This is a genomic window from Gorillibacterium timonense (assembly GCF_001457415.1).
In the GTDB taxonomy this organism is placed as follows: domain Bacteria; phylum Bacillota; class Bacilli; order Paenibacillales; family NBRC-103111; genus Gorillibacterium; species Gorillibacterium timonense.
On record NZ_LN881719.1, the window covers coordinates 14,382 to 36,811 of the forward strand.

At 54.4% G+C, this 22,430-nt stretch carries 23 protein-coding genes and 1 other annotated feature; all 23 genes read left to right on the forward strand.

Annotation, left to right across the window (positions count from 1 at the left end):
• Positions 1-90: 90 nt before the first annotated feature.
• The 23 genes from ispF to rpsG all read left to right on the forward strand — a co-directional run bounded on the left by ispF (position 91) and on the right by rpsG (position 22,391).
• Positions 91-576 (forward strand): 2-C-methyl-D-erythritol 2,4-cyclodiphosphate synthase, encoded by a 486-nt coding sequence (gene ispF / locus BN2684_RS24815; protein WP_234340121.1) that lies wholly within the window; start codon positions 91-93, stop codon positions 574-576.
• Positions 577-613: 37 nt separating this feature from the next.
• Positions 614-2,080, forward strand: coding sequence for a glutamate--tRNA ligase (gene gltX / locus BN2684_RS00160; RefSeq protein WP_058300172.1), 1,467 nt, complete (start codon positions 614-616; stop codon positions 2,078-2,080).
• A 102-nt stretch (positions 2,081-2,182) separates the two neighbouring features.
• Complete coding sequence (locus BN2684_RS00165) at positions 2,183-2,464, forward strand: hypothetical protein (protein ID WP_058300173.1); 282 nt, start codon at positions 2,183-2,185, stop codon at positions 2,462-2,464.
• Positions 2,465-2,592: 128 nt separating this feature from the next.
• Entirely contained in the window at positions 2,593-3,267 is a 675-nt protein-coding gene (gene cysE, locus BN2684_RS00170) for a serine O-acetyltransferase (RefSeq protein WP_058300174.1), read from the forward strand.
• Positions 3,264-4,721 (forward strand): cysteine--tRNA ligase, encoded by a 1,458-nt coding sequence (gene cysS / locus BN2684_RS00175; protein WP_058300175.1) that lies wholly within the window; start codon positions 3,264-3,266, stop codon positions 4,719-4,721. The genes cysE and cysS overlap by 4 nt, the downstream gene beginning before the upstream one ends.
• Before the next feature lie 14 nt (positions 4,722-4,735).
• Entirely contained in the window at positions 4,736-5,155 is a 420-nt protein-coding gene (locus BN2684_RS00180; protein WP_234340119.1) for a Mini-ribonuclease 3, read from the forward strand.
• A 74-nt stretch (positions 5,156-5,229) separates the two neighbouring features.
• Complete coding sequence (rlmB, locus tag BN2684_RS00185) at positions 5,230-5,970, forward strand: 23S rRNA (guanosine(2251)-2'-O)-methyltransferase RlmB (protein WP_058300177.1); 741 nt, start codon at positions 5,230-5,232, stop codon at positions 5,968-5,970.
• 7 nt (positions 5,971-5,977) lie between these two features.
• The gene (locus tag BN2684_RS00190) at positions 5,978-6,484 is read left to right on the forward strand and encodes an NYN domain-containing protein (RefSeq protein WP_058300178.1); all 507 of its coding nucleotides are present in this window, start codon (positions 5,978-5,980) and stop codon (positions 6,482-6,484) included.
• 156 nt (positions 6,485-6,640) lie between these two features.
• Entirely contained in the window at positions 6,641-7,288 is a 648-nt protein-coding gene (sigH, locus tag BN2684_RS00195) for an RNA polymerase sporulation sigma factor SigH (protein ID WP_058300179.1), read from the forward strand.
• Between the two features lie 58 nt (positions 7,289-7,346).
• Positions 7,347-8,366: an AraC family transcriptional regulator gene (locus BN2684_RS00200; protein WP_148449835.1), complete on the forward strand. Its 1,020-nt coding sequence runs from the start codon at positions 7,347-7,349 to the stop codon at positions 8,364-8,366.
• A 345-nt stretch (positions 8,367-8,711) separates the two neighbouring features.
• Positions 8,712-8,861, forward strand: a complete 150-nt coding sequence (gene rpmG, locus BN2684_RS00205; RefSeq protein ID WP_040953140.1) for a 50S ribosomal protein L33 — start codon at positions 8,712-8,714, stop codon at positions 8,859-8,861.
• 20 nt (positions 8,862-8,881) lie between these two features.
• A complete protein-coding gene (gene secE, locus BN2684_RS00210; protein WP_058300181.1) occupies positions 8,882-9,094 on the forward strand; it encodes a preprotein translocase subunit SecE in 213 nt (70 codons plus the stop codon).
• Between the two features lie 21 nt (positions 9,095-9,115).
• The gene (nusG, locus tag BN2684_RS00215) at positions 9,116-9,649 is read left to right on the forward strand and encodes a transcription termination/antitermination protein NusG (RefSeq protein ID WP_058300182.1); all 534 of its coding nucleotides are present in this window, start codon (positions 9,116-9,118) and stop codon (positions 9,647-9,649) included.
• Positions 9,650-9,872: 223 nt separating this feature from the next.
• Positions 9,873-10,298, forward strand: coding sequence for a 50S ribosomal protein L11 (rplK, locus tag BN2684_RS00220; protein WP_058300183.1), 426 nt, complete (start codon positions 9,873-9,875; stop codon positions 10,296-10,298).
• A 145-nt stretch (positions 10,299-10,443) separates the two neighbouring features.
• Positions 10,444-11,136, forward strand: a complete 693-nt coding sequence (rplA, locus tag BN2684_RS00225) for a 50S ribosomal protein L1 (RefSeq protein WP_058300235.1) — start codon at positions 10,444-10,446, stop codon at positions 11,134-11,136.
• Between the two features lie 43 nt (positions 11,137-11,179).
• Positions 11,180-11,329 (forward strand) — a sequence feature (ribosomal protein L10 leader region).
• A 41-nt stretch (positions 11,330-11,370) separates the two neighbouring features.
• On the forward strand, positions 11,371-11,883 hold the full coding sequence (gene rplJ / locus BN2684_RS00230) for a 50S ribosomal protein L10 (protein ID WP_058300184.1): 513 nt from the start codon (positions 11,371-11,373) through the stop codon (positions 11,881-11,883).
• Positions 11,884-11,969: 86 nt separating this feature from the next.
• Positions 11,970-12,335: a 50S ribosomal protein L7/L12 gene (gene rplL, locus BN2684_RS00235; protein WP_058300185.1), complete on the forward strand. Its 366-nt coding sequence runs from the start codon at positions 11,970-11,972 to the stop codon at positions 12,333-12,335.
• Positions 12,336-12,415: 80 nt separating this feature from the next.
• Positions 12,416-13,012, forward strand: a complete 597-nt coding sequence (locus tag BN2684_RS00240) for a class I SAM-dependent methyltransferase (RefSeq protein ID WP_058300186.1) — start codon at positions 12,416-12,418, stop codon at positions 13,010-13,012.
• A 544-nt stretch (positions 13,013-13,556) separates the two neighbouring features.
• The gene (gene rpoB, locus BN2684_RS00245; protein WP_058300187.1) at positions 13,557-17,093 is read left to right on the forward strand and encodes a DNA-directed RNA polymerase subunit beta; all 3,537 of its coding nucleotides are present in this window, start codon (positions 13,557-13,559) and stop codon (positions 17,091-17,093) included.
• Between the two features lie 155 nt (positions 17,094-17,248).
• Positions 17,249-20,902: a DNA-directed RNA polymerase subunit beta' gene (gene rpoC, locus BN2684_RS00250; RefSeq protein WP_058300188.1), complete on the forward strand. Its 3,654-nt coding sequence runs from the start codon at positions 17,249-17,251 to the stop codon at positions 20,900-20,902.
• 168 nt (positions 20,903-21,070) lie between these two features.
• Positions 21,071-21,322 carry a 50S ribosomal protein L7ae-like protein gene (locus BN2684_RS00255; RefSeq protein WP_058300189.1) on the forward strand — a complete coding sequence of 84 codons (252 nt, stop codon included), beginning with the start codon at positions 21,071-21,073 and terminating at the stop codon, positions 21,320-21,322.
• Between the two features lie 125 nt (positions 21,323-21,447).
• Positions 21,448-21,870 (forward strand): 30S ribosomal protein S12, encoded by a 423-nt coding sequence (rpsL, locus tag BN2684_RS00260; RefSeq protein ID WP_058300190.1) that lies wholly within the window; start codon positions 21,448-21,450, stop codon positions 21,868-21,870.
• Between the two features lie 50 nt (positions 21,871-21,920).
• Complete coding sequence (rpsG, locus tag BN2684_RS00265; protein WP_058300191.1) at positions 21,921-22,391, forward strand: 30S ribosomal protein S7; 471 nt, start codon at positions 21,921-21,923, stop codon at positions 22,389-22,391.
• Positions 22,392-22,430 lie beyond the last annotated feature (39 nt).

The following is a 22,430-nucleotide window of genomic DNA, read 5'->3' on the forward strand; positions in this document are numbered from 1 at the left end:
TATGACAATATAAAAATCACGACGCCGGAGGATCTTCAGTGGGCAGAGGCTTATCTCGCCCGCGAGGCGCCGGTGGGAAGGGAAGCGGATATGATCCGGATTGGACAAGGCTTTGACGTTCATGCTTTTGAAGAAGGGCGCAAATGCATCATCGGAGGGGTGGATATCCCCTTCGAGAAGGGCCTCGCCGGCCATTCGGATGCCGATGTGCTGCTGCATGCGATATCTGACGCAATTCTCGGAGCGCTTGCACTGGGTGATATCGGGAAACACTTTCCCGATACGGACGCGGCTTTCAAGAATGCGGACAGCCTTCTCTTGCTGAAGCAAGTCTGGAAGCTCGCAGTGGAGCGCGGGTACCGGCTCGGGAACCTCGATGCGACGATCATCGCCCAGCGGCCGAAGATGGCTTCCTACATACCGCATATGGTTGAGATCATTGCGGAAGCGCTTGGTGCGGAGCCCGGACTTGTGAACGTAAAGGCGACGACGACGGAGAAGCTGGGATTTACGGGCCGCGAGGAAGGAATTGCCGCGCAAGCAGTTGTTTGTCTTTTTGCGAATGTGCTATCATAGCATGTAATCTTGCCTAAGAATGAACGGAGGAACGACCATGACGGAACAAGTTCGCGTCCGCTACGCACCGAGCCCGACAGGGCATTTGCATATCGGTAACACCCGGACGGCACTGTTCAACTATTTGTTTGCCCGCCACGCCGGCGGCCAATTCATCATCCGGATTGAAGACACCGACCTCAAGCGCAATGTGGCCGGCGGAGAAGAAAGCCAGCTGAAATACTTGAAATGGCTTGGCATGGAGTGGGACGAGAGCGTGGATATCGGCGGACCGTACGGCCCTTATCGGCAGACGGAACGCCTCGACATATACCGGCAGCACTGGCAGGAGCTTCTGGATAAGGGGCTCGCATATCCGTGCTATTGCACAGAGGGAGAGCTGGAACAGGAACGCGAGGAGCAGAAGGAAAAAGGCGAAACCCCGCGCTACTCCGGCAAATGCCGTCATCTGACGGAAGAGCAGCGCCGTGCGCTCGAAGCGGAAGGCCGGGTGCCAAGCATCCGTTTTCTGGTGCCGGAAGGCCGTACGTATACGTTCGATGACATGGTAAAGGGGGATATTTCCTTCACGACGGAAGAGATCGGCGATTTCGTCATCGTCAAGAAGGACGGCATTCCCACCTACAACTATGCCGTCGTCATCGATGACCATCTCATGAAGATTTCTCACGTGCTGCGCGGGGAAGAGCATATCTCCAACACGCCGCGCCAACTGATGATCTACGAAGCGTACGGCTGGGCAGCGCCCGTGTTTGGGCACATGACTCTGATCGTCGGTGAAAACCGCAAGAAGCTGAGCAAACGCGACGAATCGATCGTTCAGTTCATCGCCCAATACGACAAGCTCGGATACCTCCCCGAGACGATGATGAATTTCATCGCGCTTCTCGGCTGGTCGCCCGAAGGAGAGAACGAAATCTTCACGAAGGACGAGCTGATCACCTCCTTCAATCCGGAACGGCTGTCGCAAAGTCCGGCCATGTTCGACACCCATAAGCTCGCTTGGATGAACAGCCAATACATCAAGAACGCCGAGCCCGAGCGGATCATTGCTCTCTGTCTGCCTCATCTGCAGGAGGCTGGCATGCTTCCCGAGACGATGGATGAAGCGCAGAAGGAATGGGCAAGCCGCTTGATCCGTCTGTTCCAGGACAAGCTGACCTGCGGAGCGGACATCGTTGGCCTTACCGGCTTGTTCTTTGAGGAAGCTGTCGAGCGGGATGACGAAGCGAAGGAAGTTCTCGTCGGAGAGCATGTTCCGGTCGTGCTTGGCGGCATGTTGAACGAGCTGAAAGCGGCGGATGAAGAAGGCTACCTTGCCCCCGAAACGGTTAAAGCGATGCTGAAGAGCGTGCAGAAGGCGACGGGCTACAAAGGGATGCAGCTCTTCATGACGATCCGCGTCGCGGTCACCGGGCAGATGCACGGTCCGGACCTCAACGAGACGATCTCCTTGCTTGGCCGCGAAAAAACCATTTCCCGCATCTCCGCCTTATTGTCATAACGCGGTCGGGTGGGATATACTGATTACAAATTCGGAAGAAATTCCGTTCATCTGAGAATGCCATGACCGGATAAGTACCGCCGGAAGGGGAGCACAGAGAGGATGATCGGGCCCGCTAGAGGGACCCGGCTGCAAGTCATCCCTCCCCGCCGACGTGAAAATGCGCCCGGGAGCAGCGGAGTCGAATGGTTCACCGTAGATTCCGCCGGTCACATCCACGATACGGATGCCAAGGGGGAGGAAGTTCCCGGTTGGCGCATGCGCGAGCTTATGCTTGAGCGGCGGAACCGGCAGGACAACCTTCAAGCAGAGTGGAACCGCGTGATCAAGCGTCTCTGCAGCCGCAAGGCTGCCGGGGCGTTTTTTTTGAAGTCGGAAGGCTGATCAAGTCGAACGAAGTCGAAGGGTGCCCTTCAGTAAAACACCTGTCCCGGCGGCAGCTATGAACCCTAGAGGAAACAAGAGAGACGGCGAATACCGCCAATTCAGGGGAGTACAGGGGGGGTTGTCCTATGTTTCGACGCATCCGTTCGGATCTGTCAGCCGTGTTCGACAATGATCCGGCCGCTCGATCCGTCCTGGAGGTAGTGCTTACGTACTCCGGTCTGCACGCCATTTGGCTGCACCGGATTGCTCATTGGTTTTACCGCCATCGCAGCTTCGCCCTTGCGAGAGCCATCTCCCAGTTCGGACGCTTTATGACCGGCATTGAGATTCATCCGGGAGCCCAAATCGGCAGTCGGCTGTTCATCGATCACGGCATGGGCGTCGTCATCGGGGAAACCTGTGAGATCGGCGACGATGTCGTGCTGTTCCAGGGCGTCACACTCGGAGGAACGGGTAAGGAAAAGGGAAAGCGGCATCCGACCATTGGCAGCAATGTTGTGGTGGGGTCGGGAGCCAAGGTGCTCGGCTCCTTCAAGGTGGGCGATAATTCTCGCATCGGTGCGAATGCGGTGGTGCTTCAGGAGGTGCCGGCGGGTTGTACCGTGGTTGGCAATCCCGGCCGGGTGGTCAGGCGCGACGGAGTGAGGGTGAACAAGCTCAATCACACCGACATGCCAGACCCTTCAAGCGAGCTGTTTCGCTCCCTGCAAGCGCAGATCGATGAATTGAAGGAAACGTTGTCCCGGGAGAGGCGGGAACGGGCAGAGGTACTCGAATACACAGAGGAGCGGAAACTATGACGCTGAGCATTTACAATACGCTGACCAGAACCAAGGAGGAGTTCCGGCCGATCGAGCCGGGCAAAGTAAGGATGTACGTCTGCGGGCCGACCGTCTATGACTACATTCACATCGGCAATTCCCGTCCCGTGATTTTCTTCGACGCGGTTCGGCGCTATCTGGAATTCTCGGGTTACGACGTGAAATATGTCGTTAACTTCACCGATGTGGACGACAAGCTGATCAAGCGCTCGGAAGAGCGGGGAATTCCTGTTCCCGAGCTTGCGAGCACGTATATCCAGGCTTTTTTGAAGGACTCGGAAGCGCTCCGAGCTGATAAGGCGCTGCATCCGCGGGTGACGGAGAACATTGAAGAGATCATCGCCTTCATCGCGGGCCTCGTCGAGAATGGCTCTGCTTATGAGAGCGGCGGGGATGTCTTCTTCCGGACCAAAGCCTATCCGAAATACGGGCAAATCTCGCACAAGAACCTGGATGAGCTGCAGCATGGCATCCGCATTGAGGTCGACGAGCGCAAGGAAAGCCCTCATGATTTCGTCCTCTGGAAGAAAGCGAAGCCTGGCGAAATCCGTTGGCCCAGCCCATGGGGCGACGGGAGGCCAGGGTGGCACATCGAGTGCTCGGCTATGGCGGCCAAGTATTTGGGCGAGACGATCGATATTCATGGCGGAGGAGAGGATTTGGAATTCCCGCATCATGAATGCGAAGCAGCTCAGTCCGAAGCGCTGACCGGCAAGCCTCTCGCCCGGTATTGGATGCACAACCGCTATCTCAATATCGCCGGGGAAAAAATGTCGAAGTCGCTCGGAAACGGCCTTTCCGTCCGTGCGATCCTGCAATCGGCCAAACCGGAGGCCATCCGGTATGTCATCCTGTCGACGCATTACCGCAATCCGATCAACTTCAATGACGAATCGCTCAAGCAGGGAGAGGCGGGAGTGGAGCGGCTGAATAACAGCTTCACCAATCTCATCCACCGGCTGCAGATCCTGACGGAGGAGAAGTCCGGCTGGAAGCCCGACAGCGACGAAGCCCTGGATGCCCTCATTGCCGACGGCAACCGGGATGATGCGGAGGAAAGCGTAAGGGAAGCTTCCCGGGCATTGAACGATTTTGTCGCGCGTATGGATGACGATTTTAATACACCCGATGCGATTACCGCCATGTTCGATCTCGCCGCTGCGACGAACAAGTACCTCTTGGCCGAACAGGCCTCCGTTCAAGTGCTGCAGATTTTGCGGCGGGGGTTCGAACGGATGGATTCGGTTCTTGGCCTCTTGTACAGCGCGGAGCCCTCGGCGGAGGACGCTGAGATTGAGCAGCTGATCGAGGATAGGCAGGAGGCCCGCCGGACACGCAATTTCGGACGTGCGGATGAAATCCGGAACGAGCTTACGGAGCGGGGAATCATTCTGGAGGATACACCCCAAGGCATCCGTTGGCGCAGGAAATGAGGAGATCCGATCTGATGGACAGCATACCTCTGTTTATTCCTCCGATTAAGGATCCCAAGCTGATGAATCCGCTCGCGCTCGCTTATATCGGAGATACGATCTACGATTTGTTCGTGCGTCAGCACCTCATCGCCCAGCCGAATCATCGGCCCCATCATCTCCACAAGGAAGCGAGCCGCTACGTTTCCGCCAAAGCTCAGGCTAAGGCGCTGGACCGGTGGCTGCCGCTGCTGACCGAAGAAGAGCAGGAGGTAGTGCGCCGCGGCCGCAACGCAAAGAGTGGAACCGTGCCGAAAAATACGGATGTGCTCGTCTATCGGCACAGCACCGCCTTCGAATGCTTGATCGGCTATTTGTATTACCGCCAGCAATATGACCGGCTGCACGATCTGCTGATGATTAGCATCAGCTCCTATCCGGATATTCTCGGGTAAGTTGAGGCGGCCAACCGGCCCTCGACTTACCGGTTCTCTGAGAATGACGGAACGAACAGAGAGGAAGAACGAACATGGAAGAATATTTGGCAGGCAAGCACTCCGTGCTGGAGGCTCTCCGCTCCGGCCGCGCGATTCACAAAATCTGGTTTGCGGAGGGAGCGCAGAAGCATCTGGTCGTTCCGATCGCGACGGAGGCGAAGGCGCTTGGCATCGTGACCCAGACGGCAGACAAACGCAAGCTGGACCAGATGGCGGGTGGCGTACAGCATCAAGGTGTCGTCGCCCAGGTGGCCGCATACGAATACGCCGAGCTCGACGACATTTTACAGGCTGCCGCTGACAGCGGAGAACCGCCGTTTCTCCTCCTGCTCGATGAGATTGAAGACCCGCATAACCTCGGGTCCATTCTTCGAACGGCAGAATGCACGGGAGTTCACGGGGTGATAATCCCGAAGCGCCGATCGGTCGGTCTTACGGCTACTGTCTCTAAGACATCAGCTGGCGCGATCGAATACGTGCCCGTGGCCAAAGTGACCAATCTCGCGCAGACCATCGATGAACTGAAAGAAAAAGGCATTTGGGTTGCCGGCACCGACGGCAGCGCCACTCAGGATATTTACAGCACCGATTTCCGTATGCCTCTCGCTTTGGTCATCGGCAATGAGAACAAGGGGATGGGGCGGCTGATTCGGGAAAAATGCGATTTTCTCGTCAAGCTCCCCATGTTCGGAAGCATCAATTCGCTGAACGCCTCCGTGGCCGCTTCCCTGTTCATGTACGAGGTTGTTCGCCAGCGCAGGATCGCCAAGTAGGCCCGAGATGAAGGACTATCTGATCGTCGACGGCTACAATGTGATCGGAGCCTGGCCGGAGTTGGCCCGTCTGAAAGATATCCGCTTGGAGGATGCCCGCGATCGGCTGATCGATATTTTGGCGGATTATCAAGCTTATTCCGGAATGAAGATCTATCTGGTATTCGATGCCCATCAGGTGCCCGGCGTTGGCGGCAAGTACGAGCAGAGCCGCCTGCAGGTGGTCTATACCAAAGAGAAGGAAACGGCTGACGAGTTGATCGAGCGGCTTGTCTCCGACTTGACGGGAAGGCGTCGGCTCGTTTATGTGGCGACATCCGATATGACCGAGCAGCATGTGATCTTCGGAAGAGGGGCTTTCCGGCTTCCCGCTCGGGAGCTCCTCTCGAAGGTGAAAGAGAGCCGCAAGGAGGTCCGCATGCAGCTGGAAGAATCGAAACGGGCCGGCAACACCATCGATAGCAAGCTGAGTGACGAATTGCGGGAGCGGTTTGAAAAATGGAGACGGGAATAAATGCCGTACCATCGGGCATTTTCGGCGGAATGGCAAAGGGAAACAGGTTGACGATAATCGGATGCATCAGGTATACTTATTTCATATGTTTGCTTATTTTCCCATTTTTCTGCGAATTGCAATTGCTGCCTGACAGGCCAAGCCGGAGGGATTTTCGTGGGTATTGACCTCAATGATTTAAGAAAGCAGGACTATGCCCTTTTGACCGATGAGGACAATGTCGAGGCGGTAAGAGCGGGGAACAGCGATGCTCTGGAACACCTGATTAACAAATACAAGAATTTCGTTCGGGCGAAGGCCCGGTCTTATTTCTTAATCGGCGCGGACCGGGAAGATATTGTGCAGGAAGGCATGATCGGCCTGTACAAATCAATTCGGGATTTCCGGGGCGACAAGCTCGCTTCCTTCAAGGCGTTTGCCGAGCTGTGCATCACGAGACAGATCATTACGGCGATTAAGACCGCCACCCGCCAGAAGCATATTCCTCTCAACTCCTATGTCTCGCTGGACAAGCCGATCTATGACGAGGAGTCGGACCGCACCCTGCTGGATGTGATTTGCGGACCAAAGGTAACCGATCCGGAAGAACTTATCATTAATCAGGAAGAATTCTCCGGTCTGGAAGACAAGATGGGCGAGATTCTAAGCGATTTGGAACGGCGTGTTCTCATGCTCTATCTGGACGGCCGATCCTATCAGGAGATCGCTGTCGATCTGGATCGTCACGTGAAGTCGATTGACAATGCTCTGCAGCGGGTAAAGCGCAAGCTGGAGAAGTATTTGGAAGTTCGGGATATGAACTAAGCATCTGTTCCTTCGGAGGACAGATGCTTTTTTATGAGCGAGAGAGGCAGGGCGATTGGTGACGGAGATTCAAGATTCGGGCCGTATCTATGCGGCGGAATATGCAGCGAGAATCAACCGGGTGATGGATTACATAGAAATGCATTTACCCGATGCGCTTAGTCTTGAGGAGTTGGCTGAAGTCGCCGGGTTCTCCAAATATCACTTTCATCGAATGTTTCATGCCTATACGGGCGAAACCTTATTTGACTATATCCAACGTCTACGTCTGGAGAAAAGTGCTTCTCTTCTCCTTCTAAATCCCGGGCTTACGGTCACGGAAGTCGCTTTGGAATATGGCTTTTCCAGCTCCTCCGTATTCGCTAGAGCGTTCCGCGCCTGTTTTGGAGTCTCCGCAACACAATGGCGCAGTCAGAAGGTGTCTCCTGAACCGGAGAGCTGCTTGACGGAACGAAATAGCAAGGAGAGCAAAGCGGAGAGCAGCTCGAGTCAAATGAATCGCAATAACCGTAAAGATTGTCGTTTTCCCTCCAGGTATATTGAATATGCAGCACATTCTCATATCTGGAGGGTTCCCATGAACAACAATTTGACTCAAACGGTGGAAGTGAAGGATTTGCCGGACATGACGGTTGCTTATTTTCGCTACGTAGGACCGTATCAAGGTGATTCCCAACTGTTCGAAAGACTGCACGGTACCCTGCATCAGTGGGCGGGTCCTCGGGGTCTCGTGCGTTATCCCGAGACTCAGTCACTGGTCATTTATCACGATAGCCCCGAAATCACAGATGAGAATAAGCTACGGATAAGCGTATGCTTGACGGTACCGGAAGACACGCAGATATCGGGCGAGGTAGGAAAATTAACCATACCTGCCGGACGATATGCACTCGCCCGCTATGTGCTCGGGGCAGATGAATTTCAACAGGCTTGGAGTTGGGTATATGGAGAATGGCTACCCGCGAGCGGCTATACAACGGACGACCGCCCATGCTTCGAGTGGTATCATGGCAGTCCCGAGGATCATCCGGAAGGGAAGTTTACACTGGACATTTGCGTCCCTGTGAGACCACTGTAGGGCGTAAGGACCGGACGAAAAGAGGCAGCCCCCTTTTCGTTCGGTCCTCTTTATCAAATATTTGGTAGGAAGAGAGTCTTTCAAATTCGGATGCCGGTCAAGAGCCGTGTTTGATTTCATTATTTCCCGTCCATACTAGAAGAAACGCCTCTTTCCGCTCCTTTTCGCATTCCGCGACAGGCACCTCCGGTATGCCTTCTCTCTCCTGAGAGTTTACAGAATCGTCAATGTCGTCTTGACAGAGGATTGACACTGTGATAAATTATTTTAGGTAACCCTATTTGTCGGAGTCTACTCAAGACAATCGGGGTTCTTTAATTCAGGTTGTCTCGGGAGGTGTGATCCATGCGGGTTATTATCACGTTGGCTTGTACGAGCTGTAAGCAAAGAAACTACACGTCCAACAAGAACAAGCGTAACAACCCTGACCGCTTGGAGAAGAAGAAATATTGCAAATTCTGCAATTCTCATCAGCTTCATCGCGAGACCCGTTAAGGTAATACGGAGGTGCTGTTGTGGGATTCGTAGCCAGAATGAAGCAAGGATTCAGCTCCACGTTTTCCTTCTTCGCGGAAAGTTGGGCGGAACTGCGCAAGGTCAAATGGCCAGGGCGTAAGGAATTGACCAGCTACACGATCGTGGTTATCACTACGGTCATTTTCGTGGGAATCTATTTCACTATCTTGGATTTGATTATTTCCGAGATCGTGAGATTGGTCACTAAATAAGAGTGACGCAAGGAGACGATCATGGAGAAACGATGGTACGTTGTCCATACCTACTCCGGGTATGAGAACAAAGTGAAGGCCAACTTGGAGAAACGCGTCGAGTCCATGAACATGACCGATAAGATCTTCCGCGTCCTCGTTCCGATGGAAGAGGAAGTGGTAAGCAAGGACGGCAAGAAGAAAACCGTCATGCGCAAGGTCTATCCGGGTTATGTACTCGTGGAAATGATTCAGACCGACGACTCCTGGTACGTGGTCCGCAATACTCCGGGCGTTACCGGCTTTGTGGGCTCTACCGGATCGGGTTCCAAGCCGACTCCGCTTCTGGCCGAAGAGGTTGAGGCTATTCTTCGCCATATGGGCATTGAAGAACCGAAACCACGGATCGACTTTGAGCTCAAGGAAACCGTTCGCGTGAAGGTTGGACCATTCGCCGACTTCGTGGGTTCCGTCGAAGAGATTTTGTTCGACAAGAACAAACTGAAGGTGCACGTGAACATGTTTGGCCGCGAAACTCCGCTTGAATTGGATTTCACTCAGGTGGAAAAATTATAGGACACACCGGGCGCTGTTGGCACTCGGCCTCTGGCCTGTAACGAGTTTTGCGCACGATCGTCCTTCGGACGACGCATGGATGCCCGCCGTTTAAGCGGCGTGGCGCGCGGTTAACCGGCTCTCTTTTTGCCGCGGATTCGTCCGTACTTGGTGAAAAAGGCCGTTTGCCTTAGGTGGGAGGGTTTTACCCGTTCGACCACATTCCAGCAAGGAGGTGTCCCTCATGGCTAAGAAAGTTATCAAAATGGTCAAACTGCAAGTTCCCGCAGGGAAAGCGAATCCGGCTCCGCCTATCGGTCCGGCCCTCGGTCAAGCAGGCGTGAACATCATGGCGTTCTGTAAGGAATTCAACGCTCGTACCGCCGATCAAGCCGGCCTGATTATCCCGGTTGTCATCAGCGTGTTCGAAGACCGTTCCTTCACGTTCGTTACGAAGACTCCGCCCGCAGCCGTTCTTCTTCGCGTTGCAGCCGGTGTTGCCAAAGGTTCCGGCGAACCGAACAAGAAAAAAGTTGCTACGGTAAAGCGCGACAAAGTCCGCGAAATCGCCGAGCAAAAAATGGAAGACCTGAACGCAGCATCGGTTGAAGCCGCAATGCGCATGGTCGAAGGTACCGCCCGCAGCATGGGCATCACGATCGCCGACTAATTCTGGTTGGCAGCCATCCAAATGCAAGCTTCCCGAAACTGATTCGCTCTCCGTGAGGAGACTTTCTGTTTACCATTTGGATATCGGCTCTCAGGAGCCGTATGTGGGAGGATATTCCGTTAACACCACAAAGGAGGAACAAGACGTGCCGAAGCATGGTAAGAAATATGCCGAAGCGGTCAAGACCATCGATCAAGACGCTCTTTATGAGCTTCTCGACGCGGTGACCGCGGTCAAGAAGAACGCGACGGCCAAATTCGACGAAACCGTCGAAGCGGCTATCCGTCTCGGAGTTGACCCGAAGAAACAAGACCAAGCCGTCCGCGGTGTCGTAGTACTGCCGCACGGAACCGGTAAAACGAAGCGTGTGCTCGTTTTCGCCAAAGGCGACAAAGCCAAGGAAGCGGAACAAGCCGGCGCCGATTTTGTCGGTGACCAAGATATGATCAACAAGATTCAGCAAGGCTGGTTCGACTTCGACGTCTGCGTAGCTACGCCGGACATGATGAGCGAAGTCGGGAAACTGGGCCGTCTGCTCGGGGGTAAGGGCCTTATGCCGAACCCGAAAGCCGGTACCGTTACGTTCGACGTGACGAAGGCTGTGCAAGAAATCAAAGCTGGTAAGATCGAGTACCGCTTGGACCGCGCGGGTCAGATTCATGCCCCGATCGGCAAAGCGTCCTTCTCGGAGCAACAGCTGTCCGATAACTTGCGCTCTCTGATCGAAGCCCTGGTTCGTTCGAAACCTGCTGCCGCCAAAGGGGTATACCTGAAGAGCGCTGCGGTTGCGTCTACCATGGGACCGAGCGTCAAGCTGAATCTCCAATCCTTCAGATAAGCCTTGACACGGGTTATCCCGTCTGCTATTCTGGATAAGGTTTTTGGAATTGAATAGTCTGCCGTAGACAGTAGGTGCCCGCGTGTCGGGCTTAATTTCCTCCCGAGGCGTTCGAATACAGTTCGGCGGTTCCATTGTGAACATCGAATTTCGGGCCTTCGTGCGGATGCACGGAGGCCCTTCTTATACGATCGGGGAATCCATGGCAGGACGACAGTAACAGGAGGTGTAACGATGGCAAACGCAAAGATTTTGGAAGGGAAACAAGAGCAAGTTTCGGAAGTGTCCGGCAAGCTGAAGGATAGCTCCACGACGGTTGTAGTGGACTACCGCGGCTTGAACGTATCCCAGGTAACCGAGCTTCGCAAGCAACTTCGCCAAGCTGGCGTAGAATTCGAAGTTCTGAAGAATACCCTGGTTCGCCGGGCTACGGCAGAAGCCGAGCTGTCCGAGCTTGACCAATATCTGACCGGCCCGACCGCCATCGCGTTCAGCAAAGAAGACGCGATAGCACCGGCCAAAGTCCTTTCTGACTTCGCTAAGAAAAACGACAAGCTGAACATCAAAGGCGGCGTCGTTGAAGGCAAAGTCGTAGGATTTGACCAAATCAAAGCACTGGCTGATCTTCCTTCCCGCGAAGGACTTCTGTCCATGCTGCTTTCCGTACTGCAAGCTCCGATGCGCAACATCGCGTTGGCAGTCAAAGCTGTATCCGAGAAGCAAGAAGGCGGAGCACAAGAAGCGTAAGCTTCTCGCGCCTGCTGGATAGCTGATCATCTGCAAGATCTTTCGCTTCGAACGAAGCACCAAATACGAATCCATGGAGGTTTACCATGAGCAAAGAGCAAATCCTTGAAGCCATCAAAGGCATGACCGTTCTGGAACTGAACGATCTCGTGAAAGCCATCGAAGAAGAATTCGGCGTAACCGCAGCTGCCCCTGTTGCCGTAATTGGCGGCGGAGCCGTTGCTGCTGAAGCAGAAGAACAAAGCGAATTCGACGTTATCCTCGCCAACGCTGGCGCATCCAAGATCAACGTCATCAAAGTCGTTCGCGAAATCACCGGTCTTGGCCTGAAAGAAGCCAAGGATCTGGTTGACGGCGCACCGAAACCGGTCAAAGAAAAAGTATCCAAGGAAGACGCCGAAGCTATCAAAGCTAAGCTGACCGAAGCTGGCGCAACCGTAGAAGTTAAATAAGGTTGGTCCTTGAATAGAACCCCCTTGAAGGTCGACTTCAAGGGGGTTTTTATCCATCACCTTAGGGCAGGAGATCCCGCATGAGCGAGCACTATTACACCGGAAAACCGACCGTAAAGCACGATACCCGGACCTTGAAGGAAACGCTTCGGGGGATTGAATTTACTTTTGTAACGGATGCCGGAGTTTTCTCCAAAGGTGGAGTAGACTACGGAAGCAAAGCGCTTATCCGCTGCATGGAGATTCCGGATGGCGCTAGAGTGCTTGATGTCGGTTGCGGATATGGCCCGATCGGTTTGACGGCCGCGACACTCTCCCCGTCTTCAACCGTTACCATGTTGGATGTCAACGAGCGGGCGGTCGAACTGAGCCGGGAAAACGCTCGGATGAACGGTATCGGGAATACGGAGGTTTTCGTGAGCGACGGGGTTACGGCTGTTAAAGGTCGTTCGTTTGATTGCGTGCTCACCAATCCGCCGATTCGTGCGGGCAAGGAAGTCGTTCATCGGATCTTCGAAGAAGCAGCGGAATGTCTCGTTCCGGGAGGCAAGCTGTGGGTGGTCATTCAAAAGAAACAAGGCGCTCCTTCCGCCTTTGCGAAGCTGGAGACGATGTTCACCTCCGTTCGCGAGGTGGAGAAAGACAAAGGCTATCGAATCATCGTCTGTGAGAAGTAGCGAAGGTTCTAGCAGTGAAAAAGGGGGGGTCATCTTTACGGTTGACTCTCTATTTGCTTTGTGGTATCATAATTAAATGTCAGTATAAAATGGGCTCCATGTCTTTAGTTGACTAAAATGTCAAGCCTTTTCTAGCTTCCGGATTTGAGCTGCCGGCCGGCGGAGGATTCGAGCGAAAGAGGGCTTGTGCATAAAGTTTGCCCGAATGGCGTATAATAATCGGTTTTTGGGCAATATCTACAGAGTAGGAGACTCGGCCGTTTTCAACATCGATGGGCATGCGGGATATGTTTTTCCTAGAGTCAGGTCGATCAGGTGCTTGCGCTTCGTTGATCAATAGGAGAGATCGAAAGTCGCATAAGCCCGGCCGCACATCAAAAGAAAGACTTGTGCCCCGGATCATCGGCAGGTGAAGTCGCGGAAGGCTTCATCATTGAAGCTTTTTCTTGTTTTATCGCTGTCCGAAAGGGCGCTTCCTCTCTAGGAAACGCATTTTCGAATAGCTGATTCGTTTCATTGAGTAGACACAAGGGGTGAAGAAAAGTTGGCAGGTCATCTTGTACAATTCGGACGACGCACTCGCAGAAGCTACGCGCGGATCAACGAAGTCTTGGAAGTCCCGAACCTGATTGAAATTCAACAGAAATCCTATCAATGGTTTCTGGATGAAGGCCTGCGGGAAATGTTCCAGGATATTTCCCCGATTCAGGACTTTACGGGCAATCTGGTGTTGGAGTTTATCGATTACAGCCTCGGTGAGCCCAAGTACACCGTGGACGATTCCAAAGAGCGCGACGTCACGTTCGCAGCTCCTCTCCGAGTCAAAGTCCGCCTGATCAATAAGGAGACCGGGGAAGTAAAGGAACAGGAAGTGTTCATGGGCGATTTCCCGCTTATGACCGACACCGGTACCTTTATTATCAACGGTGCGGAACGCGTTATCGTCAGTCAGCTCGTTCGTTCCCCCAGCGTCTATTTCAGCACGAAGACCGATAAAAATGCGAAAAAGACCTTCACGGCTACGGTAATTCCAAACCGCGGTGCCTGGCTCGAGCTGGAAACCGACGCAAAAGATATCATCTATGTGCGGATTGATCGCACGCGGAAGATTCCGGTTACGGTGCTTTTGCGGGCACTTGGCTTCGGCACGGACGCCGAAATCCTCGACCTTCTCGGAGATGACGAGTTTATCCGTAATACGCTGGACAAGGATAATACCGACTCTACCGAAAAAGCGCTGATCGAAATCTACGAGCGCTTGCGTCCGGGCGAACCGCCTACGCTCGACAATGCCAAGAGCTTGCTCGTGGCTCGCTTTTTCGATCCAAAACGCTACGATCTGGCCAATGTCGGCCGTTACAAAATTAATAAGAAGCTCCACATCAAGAACCGCCTGTTCAATCAACGTCTGGCAGAAACGCTGGTGGATCCGGAAACCGGCGAAATCTTGGCGGAATCGGGTCAGATGCTTGACCGGCGCCTGCTCGATCAGATTCTGCCTCACCTAGAGAAGAATCTGAACGGCACGACTTTCCCGGTGGCGGGCGGTGTCTCCGAAACGGACGACATTCCGCTGCAGGTCGTCAACGTTTATTCTCCTCAAGAGGATGGCAAGGTGATCAAGGTGATCTCCAACGCGATCATCGACAAGTCGGTGAAGCATATCACGCCGGCGGATATCATCGCGTCGATTAACTATTTCATCAACCTGCTGCACGGCATCGGAAACATCGACGACATCGACCACTTGGGCAACCGTCGTCTTCGCTCCGTTGGTGAGCTCTTGCAGAACCAGTTCCGCATCGGGTTGTCCCGTATGGAACGTGTTGTTCGCGAGCGTATGTCGATTCAGGACGCCAATGTCATTACGCCGCAAGCGTTGATCAACATTCGTCCCGTCATCGCTTCCATCAAAGAGTTCTTCGGCAGCTCCCAGTTGTCCCAGTTCATGGACCAGACGAACCCTCTAGCCGAGCTCACGCACAAACGCCGTTTGTCCGCGCTCGGACCGGGCGGTCTGACCCGGGAACGGGCCGGCATGGAAGTGCGTGACGTTCACCCGTCCCACTACGGCCGGATGTGCCCGATCGAAACGCCTGAAGGTCCGAACATCGGTCTGATCAACTCGTTGTCGACCTTTGCGCGTATCAACGAATACGGATTTATCGAAGCGCCTTACCGTCGTGTTGATCCGAAGACGGGAATCGTCACGGAACATATCGACTACCTGACCGCCGATGAAGAAGATAACTATGTTGTTGCTCAGGCGAACGCGGTGCTCACCGAAGAGTACGGTTTCCAGGACGAGTCGGTTATCGTCCGGTTCAAGGATGAAATCCTGACCTTGCCGCGCGAACGCGTCGATTACATGGACGTCTCTCCGAAACAGGTCGTTTCGGTCGCAACGGCGCTCATCCCCTTCTTGGAAAACGATGACTCGAACCGCGCGCTCATGGGATCCAACATGCAGCGGCAGGCCGTTCCGCTGCTCGTTCCTCGCTCGCCCTTTGTAGGTACGGGCATGGAACACAAAGCGGCGAAGGACTCCGGCGTCTGCATCGTTGCGAAGCATGATGGTGTTATTGAACGGGCGTCTGCCAATGAGATTTGGCTCCGCCGTCAGGAAACCATCGATGGCAAGGTCGTTACCGGCAACCTGGATAAATACAAGCTGCACAAGTTCGAACGTTCCAACCAAGGAACCTGCATTAATCAACGTCCGCTCGTCTTCCGCGGCGAAATCGTGAAAGCCGGCGATATCCTCGCCGATGGACCTTCCACCGAACAGGGCGAACTCGCGCTCGGCCGCAACGTGGTCGTCGCCTTCATGACCTGGGAAGGGTACAACTACGAGGATGCGATCCTGCTGTCCGAGAAGCTCGTCAAGGAAGATGTCTATACCTCGATCCATATCGAGGAATATGAGTCCGAAGCCCGGGACACGAAGCTCGGACCGGAAGAAATCACCCGCGATATCCCGAACGTCGGGGAAGAAGCGCTCAAGAATCTCGACGAGCGCGGAATCATCCGCGTCGGCGCGGAAATCGCGGCTGGCGATATCCTTGTTGGCAAAGTAACGCCGAAGGGCGTAACCGAGCTGACGGCGGAAGAGCGCCTGCTGCATGCGATCTTTGGCGAGAAGGCGCGCGAAGTGCGCGACACCTCGCTGCACGTTCCTCACGGCACCGACGGGATCGTCGTGGACGTGAAGGTCTTTACCCGCGAGAACGGCGACGAGTTGCCGCCTGGAGTCAACCAGTTGGTGCGCGTCTACATCGCGCAAAAGCGGAAGATCTCCGAAGGCGATAAGATGGCCGGCCGCCACGGGAACAAAGGGGTCGTCGCCCGGATTCTTCCGGAAGAAGACATGCCTTTCATGCCGGACGGCACGCCGGTTCAAGTCGTGCTGAACCCTCTCGGGGTTCCGTCCCGGATGAACATCGGGCAGGTGCTTGAAGTCCATCTCGGCATGGCAGCTCGCGGCCTCGGCATTCACGTGGCTACGCCGGTCTTCGACGGCGCGCATGAAAATGACGTGTTCGATACGATGGTGGAAGCCGGTATGCAGCGAAACGGTAAGACCAAGCTGTACGACGGCCGCACCGGCGAGGAATTCGAGCGCGAAGTCACCGTCGGCGTCATGTACATGATCAAGCTGGCGCACATGGTCGATGACAAGATCCATGCCCGTTCGACGGGTCCGTACTCTCTCGTCACCCAGCAGCCTCTCGGCGGTAAAGCCCAGTTCGGCGGCCAGCGGTTCGGGGAAATGGAAGTATGGGCGCTGGAAGCCTACGGCGCCGCTTATACACTGCAAGAAATTTTGACCGTGAAGTCCGACGATGTGGTCGGCCGCGTCAAAACCTATGAATCCATCGTCAAAGGCGAGAACGTACCGGAGCCGGGCGTACCGGAATCCTTCAAGGTTCTCATCAAGGAACTGCAAAGTCTTGGCATGGATGTCAAGATCCTCTCCGAGAACGAAGAGGAGATCGAAATGAAAGAGCTCGACGACGAGGACGACGTCAGCGGCGATAAGCTGAACCTCAATCTCGAAGGCGCGGAATACGGCGTCGAATAACTCCCGGTCCCACTTAGTCACGGCTCCATCAGCCGTACCATAATTTATCGCTTTGTTGAAGCGCCCCGGTATTCGTAGGAGAAGCCCGGGGCCTTCGGCAAGCCACCGTGTCATTTCCGTTTCCCTAGCTTTTCAATCTTGAGGAGGGTTGCTCCTTGATCGACGTTAACAATTTTGAATACATGAAAATCGGCCTCGCCTCACCGGAGAAGATTCGCTCCTGGTCCCGCGGCGAAGTCAAAAAGCCTGAAACGATCAACTACCGGACGCTGAAGCCGGAAAAAGAAGGTCTCTTCTGCGAAAAGATCTTCGGACCGACGAAGGACTGGGAGTGCCATTGCGGCAAGTACAAGAGAGTGCGCTACAAAGGCGTTGTCTGCGACCGCTGCGGAGTTGAAGTTACCCGCCAGAAGGTTCGTCGCGAACGCATGGGCCACATCGAGCTCGCTGCTCCGGTATCCCATATCTGGTACTTCAAAGGCATTCCGAGCCGCATGGGTCTTGCTCTTGATATGTCCCCGCGTTCTCTGGAAGAAGTCATCTACTTTGCATCCTATGTCGTAACCGATCCGGGAGACACGCCTCTTGAGAAGAAGCAGCTCCTGTCCGAGAAGGAATACCGCAGCTACCGTGAGAAATACGGGTATGCCTTCCAAGCTGGCATGGGTGCGGAAGCCGTTAAAAAGCTTCTGCAGGACATCGATCTCGATCGCGAGCTGGAAATGCTCAAAGAAGAGCTTCGCACGGCACAAGGCCAACGCCGCAACCGGGCGATCAAACGCCTTGAGGTCATCGAAGCGTTCCGCAACTCCAAGAACAAGCCGGACTGGATGGTCCTCGATGTGCTTCCGGTCATTCCTCCGGAGCTTCGTCCGATGGTTCAGCTGGATGGCGGCCGTTTCGCTACGTCTGACTTGAACGATCTTTATCGTCGTGTAATCAATCGGAACAACCGTCTGAAACGTCTGCTTGATCTGGGCGCTCCGGACATCATTGTGCAGAATGAAAAGCGGATGCTTCAAGAAGCCGTTGACGCTTTGATCGACAACGGCCGCCGCGGCCGCCCGGTTACGGGTCCCGGCAACCGTCCGCTCAAATCCCTGTCCCATATGCTGAAGGGGAAACAAGGCCGTTTCCGGCAAAACCTGCTCGGCAAACGGGTTGACTATTCCGGCCGTTCCGTTATCGTTGTCGGCCCGAACCTGAAGATGTACCAATGCGGTCTTCCGAAGGAAATGGCACTCGAGCTGTTCAAGCCGTTCGTCATGAAAGAGCTCGTCAACAAGGGACTCGCTCACAACATCAAGAGCGCGAAGCGTAAGGTTGAGCGCAGCAGCGGTGAAGTTTGGGACGTTCTCGAAGAAGTCATCAAGGAGCATCCGGTTCTCCTGAACCGTGCCCCCACGCTGCACAGACTGGGGATTCAAGCGTTCGAGCCGATTCTGGTCGAAGGCAAAGCCATAAAGCTTCATCCGCTCGTTTGTACGGCGTATAACGCTGACTTCGACGGTGACCAAATGGCTGTCCACGTTCCGCTTTCGGCAGAAGCTCAAGCGGAAGCCCGCCTGCTCATGCTTGCTTCGGGCAACATTCTGAACCCGAAGGACGGCAAACCGGTCGTTACGCCTTCGCAGGATATGGTTCTTGGCAGCTTCTACCTGACCTTGTCCGACAAGGAAGCGAAGGGTACGGGTGCGGTTATCGGCTCGATTCATGAAGCCGTCTCCCTGTACCAACGCGGCATTGCTTCCTTGCACGCTGTAGTAGCAGTTCCTGCTCGCATTCTGCACAAGACGAGCTTTACGCCCGAGCAGCAAAATGCCATGGTGATCACCACGATCGGGAAGATTATCTTTAATGAAATCTACCCGGACGATTTCCCATACATCAACGAAGCGACCAAGGAAAACCTCTTGAACGGCATCTCCGACAAGCACTTTGTGTTTGAGAAGGGCGCCGACATTCAAGAGCGCATTGCAAACGCTCCGGAAACGAAGGGCGTCGGCAAGGAGTACCTCGGTTCGATCATCGCCGAATGCTTCCGCCGCTACAAGACGACGGAAACCTCGGTCATTCTCGACCGTATCAAGCAAAATGGCTTTACCTATTCGACCAAAGCCGGTATTTCCATCGCCGTCTCTGACGTAACGATTCCGCAGGATAAAGCGCGCATCATCAAGGAATCCGACGAGAAGGTCCGCACGGTTACGAACCAATATCGCCGCGGGCTCATCACCGATGAAGAACGCTATACCCGCGTCATCGCCATCTGGAGTCGGACGAAGGACGAACTGACCGATATCCTGATGAAGTCGCTCGACAAGTTCAATTCGATCAACATGATGGTCGAATCGAAAGCGCGGGGTAACAAATCTCAGATCACCCAGCTCGGCGGGATGCGCGGCCTGATGGCTACGCCGACCGGACGGATTTACGAGCTGCCGATCATCTCGAACTTCCGCGAAGGCCTGACGGTCCTCGAGTACTTCATCTCGACGCACGGCGCCCGGAAGGGTCTTGCCGATACCGCGCTCCGTACCGCTGACTCAGGCTACCTGACCCGCCGTCTCGTCGACGTCGCGCAGGATGTCATCGTACGCGAAGATGACTGCGGAACCGACAAGGGCTTCTCCGTCAGCCGCATACAGGACGGCAAGGAAATCATTGAGGAGCTGTACGACCGGATTGAAGGGCGCTATGCTTTCGAAACCGTCAAGCACCCGCAGACGGGCGAAATCATTGTCCGCCGCAACGAGTTGATCGAGCCCTCTATCGCGGATGAGATTATCAATGCCGGCATCGAAAAGGTGCAGATTCGTTCCGTTCTCAGCTGCCGCGCTCGTCATGGCGTCTGCAAGAAGTGCTATGGACGCAATCTGGCGACCGGCGATCATGTGGAGATCGGAGAAGCGGTCGGCATCATCGCCGCCCAATCCATCGGAGAGCCGGGAACCCAGCTCACGATGCGTACGTTCCATACCGGAGGCGTTGCCGGAGACGATATCACGCAAGGTCTTCCCCGGATTCAGGAGCTCTTTGAAGCTCGGAATCCGAAGGGCCAAGCGATCATCTCCGAAGTCGACGGCGTCGTGAAGGACATTCGCGAAGCGAAAGATCGCCGTGAGATCGAAATTCAGGGCGAAGCCGAGTCCAAGGTATATTCGGTTACCTACGGATCCCGGATCCGCGTCTACAAAGACCAGCAGGTTGAAGCGGGAGATGAGCTCACCGAAGGCTCCATCGACCCGAAAGACATGCTCCGCATCAAGGGAATTCGCGGCGTGCAGAACTACATTCTTCAGGAAGTCCAGCGCGTATACCGGAACCAAGGTGTAGAAATTAATGACAAGCACGTCGAGGTCATGATCCGGCAAATGCTGCGTAAGATTCGCGTTATCGACGCGGGTCACACAACGCTTCTGCCCGGTTCCTTCGTCGACATGCATGAATATGAAGCGGCCAACCTGGAAGCTCTGCTTGGTGGTGATGAGCCCGCTGTAGCCAAACCGGTTCTGCTCGGGATCACGAAGGCATCGCTTGAAACGGATTCCTTCCTCTCCGCAGCATCCTTCCAGGAGACGACCCGGGTTCTCACGGACGCAGCGATCAAGGGCAAAGTGGACAAATTGCTTGGCCTCAAGGAAAATGTCATCATCGGCAAGCTGATTCCGGCTGGAACCGGGATGGCACGCTACCGCAATATCCGTTTAAGCGATGCCAACGGAGCGCTCGGCGAACCGGAAGCTGCGGAACAGGCCTTAGGCTCGGGCGAGACGGCCGAGCAAGCCGACGCTGTAGAAGTTCAGTAAGTAGATATAAGCTATCCCCCTGGGGATAACCCTTAAGCCGTGTCAAGAATCGTTCACTTTCTCCACAGAAAGCACGAACTTTTCTTGACACGCGATAGGGGGAAATGCTATTATGTCGTAGTGTGCCAAAATCGATTGTTTCCCTGTGCTTTGGAGGATATGATTTTTATGTCTTATGATAAAGTAAAACAGGCTAGTAAGCTCCGTATTGGCACAAAGCAGGCGACAAGAATGATCGAGCTTGGAGAAGCGACTGAGGTCTTCGTTGCCAAAGATGCGGATCCGCGTCTCACCGCAAAAGTTGTGAGCCTCTGCAAGAATTGCGGAGTGAAAGTCACTTACGTCGATTCCATGAAGCAGCTTGGCAAAGCATGCGGAATTGAAGTGGGAGCCGCTGTGGCGGCAGTTGCAGCTGAATGAAGGACCTACTCGTTTTTGTTGCTGGATTCCGGCGGCAAAAACGTTTCCTTTGTCCAATTGCGACTCACCTGGATCTGTGGGCTTGCAATACAAGGTTTTTAGAATGACTGGAAGGGGGTGCTGAAATGCCGACAATCAATCAATTGGTTCGTAAAGGCCGCAAAGCAAAGGTGGTTAAATCCAAATCGCCTGCTCTGCAAATTGGCTTTAACGCGCTGAAAAGGGAAGAAACCGACCTGAGCGCACCGCAAAAACGTGGAGTTTGCACTCGTGTCGGTACGATGACGCCGAAAAAACCAAACTCTGCTCTCCGTAAATATGCCCGTGTACGTCTGTCCAACCGGATCGAAGTAACGGCTTATATTCCTGGGATCGGACACAACCTGCAAGAACACAGTGTCGTGCTGGTTCGTGGTGGTCGTGTTAAGGACTTGCCTGGTGTACGTTATCACATTGTTCGTGGCGCGCTTGACACCGCTGGCGTCAACAACCGCAAACAATCCCGTTCCAAATACGGAGCGAAACGTCCCAAAGCTGCCAAGAAATAATGGCGCAACAACCGTTAAGATGAACGATTCCGTAAGAAAGGGGGATAACTATGCCGCGCAAAGGTCCTGTAACACGCAGAGACGTGCTGCCTGATCCCATATACAACAGCAAATTAGTCACCCGTTTGATCAACCGCATCATGATCGACGGTAAGCGGGGAACCGCCCAGAAGATCCTGTACAATGCGTTCACGACGATTCAAGAGCGCACGGGTAAGGATCCGATGGAAGTGTTTGAAGCTGCTATCAAGAACATCATGCCCGTACTGGAAGTAAGAGCTCGCCGCGTTGGTGGTTCCAACTACCAAGTACCGGTTGAAGTTCGTCCGGAACGCCGCACCACCCTCGGTCTCCGTTGGTTGGTGAACTATTCTCGCCTCCGTGGCGAGAAGACGATGGAAGAGCGCCTGGCCGCCGAGATCATCGACGCCAGCAACAACACCGGCGCATCCGTCAAGAAACGCGAAGATACACACAAGATGGCGGAAGCCAACAAAGCGTTCGCCCACTACCGCTGGTAAACCCTCCGGTATAACCGGGTTAAACGAAAGGAGAATACC

What these genes read in the sequence shown, in the direction of transcription:
- rplJ (WP_058300184.1), top strand. Translation starts at nt 11,371, where the DNA reads ATGGCAAACGCAAAGATTTTGGAAGGGAAACAAGAGCAAGTTTCGGAA.
- BN2684_RS00240 (WP_058300186.1), top strand. Translation starts at nt 12,416, where the DNA reads ATGAGCGAGCACTATTACACCGGAAAACCGACCGTAAAGCACGATACC.
- BN2684_RS00190 (WP_058300178.1), top strand. Translation starts at nt 5,978, where the DNA reads ATGAAGGACTATCTGATCGTCGACGGCTACAATGTGATCGGAGCCTGG.
- BN2684_RS00180 (WP_234340119.1), top strand. Translation starts at nt 4,736, where the DNA reads ATGGACAGCATACCTCTGTTTATTCCTCCGATTAAGGATCCCAAGCTG.
- BN2684_RS00255 (WP_058300189.1), top strand. Translation starts at nt 21,071, where the DNA reads ATGTCTTATGATAAAGTAAAACAGGCTAGTAAGCTCCGTATTGGCACA.
- rpmG (WP_040953140.1), top strand. Translation starts at nt 8,712, where the DNA reads ATGCGGGTTATTATCACGTTGGCTTGTACGAGCTGTAAGCAAAGAAAC.
- ispF (WP_234340121.1), top strand. Translation starts at nt 91, where the DNA reads ATGATCCGGATTGGACAAGGCTTTGACGTTCATGCTTTTGAAGAAGGG.
- rplK (WP_058300183.1), top strand. Translation starts at nt 9,873, where the DNA reads ATGGCTAAGAAAGTTATCAAAATGGTCAAACTGCAAGTTCCCGCAGGG.
- BN2684_RS00165 (WP_058300173.1), top strand. Translation starts at nt 2,183, where the DNA reads ATGATCGGGCCCGCTAGAGGGACCCGGCTGCAAGTCATCCCTCCCCGC.
- cysE (WP_058300174.1), top strand. Translation starts at nt 2,593, where the DNA reads ATGTTTCGACGCATCCGTTCGGATCTGTCAGCCGTGTTCGACAATGAT.
- rplL (WP_058300185.1), top strand. Translation starts at nt 11,970, where the DNA reads ATGAGCAAAGAGCAAATCCTTGAAGCCATCAAAGGCATGACCGTTCTG.
- rlmB (WP_058300177.1), top strand. Translation starts at nt 5,230, where the DNA reads ATGGAAGAATATTTGGCAGGCAAGCACTCCGTGCTGGAGGCTCTCCGC.
- gltX (WP_058300172.1), top strand. Translation starts at nt 614, where the DNA reads ATGACGGAACAAGTTCGCGTCCGCTACGCACCGAGCCCGACAGGGCAT.
- nusG (WP_058300182.1), top strand. Translation starts at nt 9,116, where the DNA reads ATGGAGAAACGATGGTACGTTGTCCATACCTACTCCGGGTATGAGAAC.
- rpsL (WP_058300190.1), top strand. Translation starts at nt 21,448, where the DNA reads ATGCCGACAATCAATCAATTGGTTCGTAAAGGCCGCAAAGCAAAGGTG.
- rpsG (WP_058300191.1), top strand. Translation starts at nt 21,921, where the DNA reads ATGCCGCGCAAAGGTCCTGTAACACGCAGAGACGTGCTGCCTGATCCC.
- cysS (WP_058300175.1), top strand. Translation starts at nt 3,264, where the DNA reads ATGACGCTGAGCATTTACAATACGCTGACCAGAACCAAGGAGGAGTTC.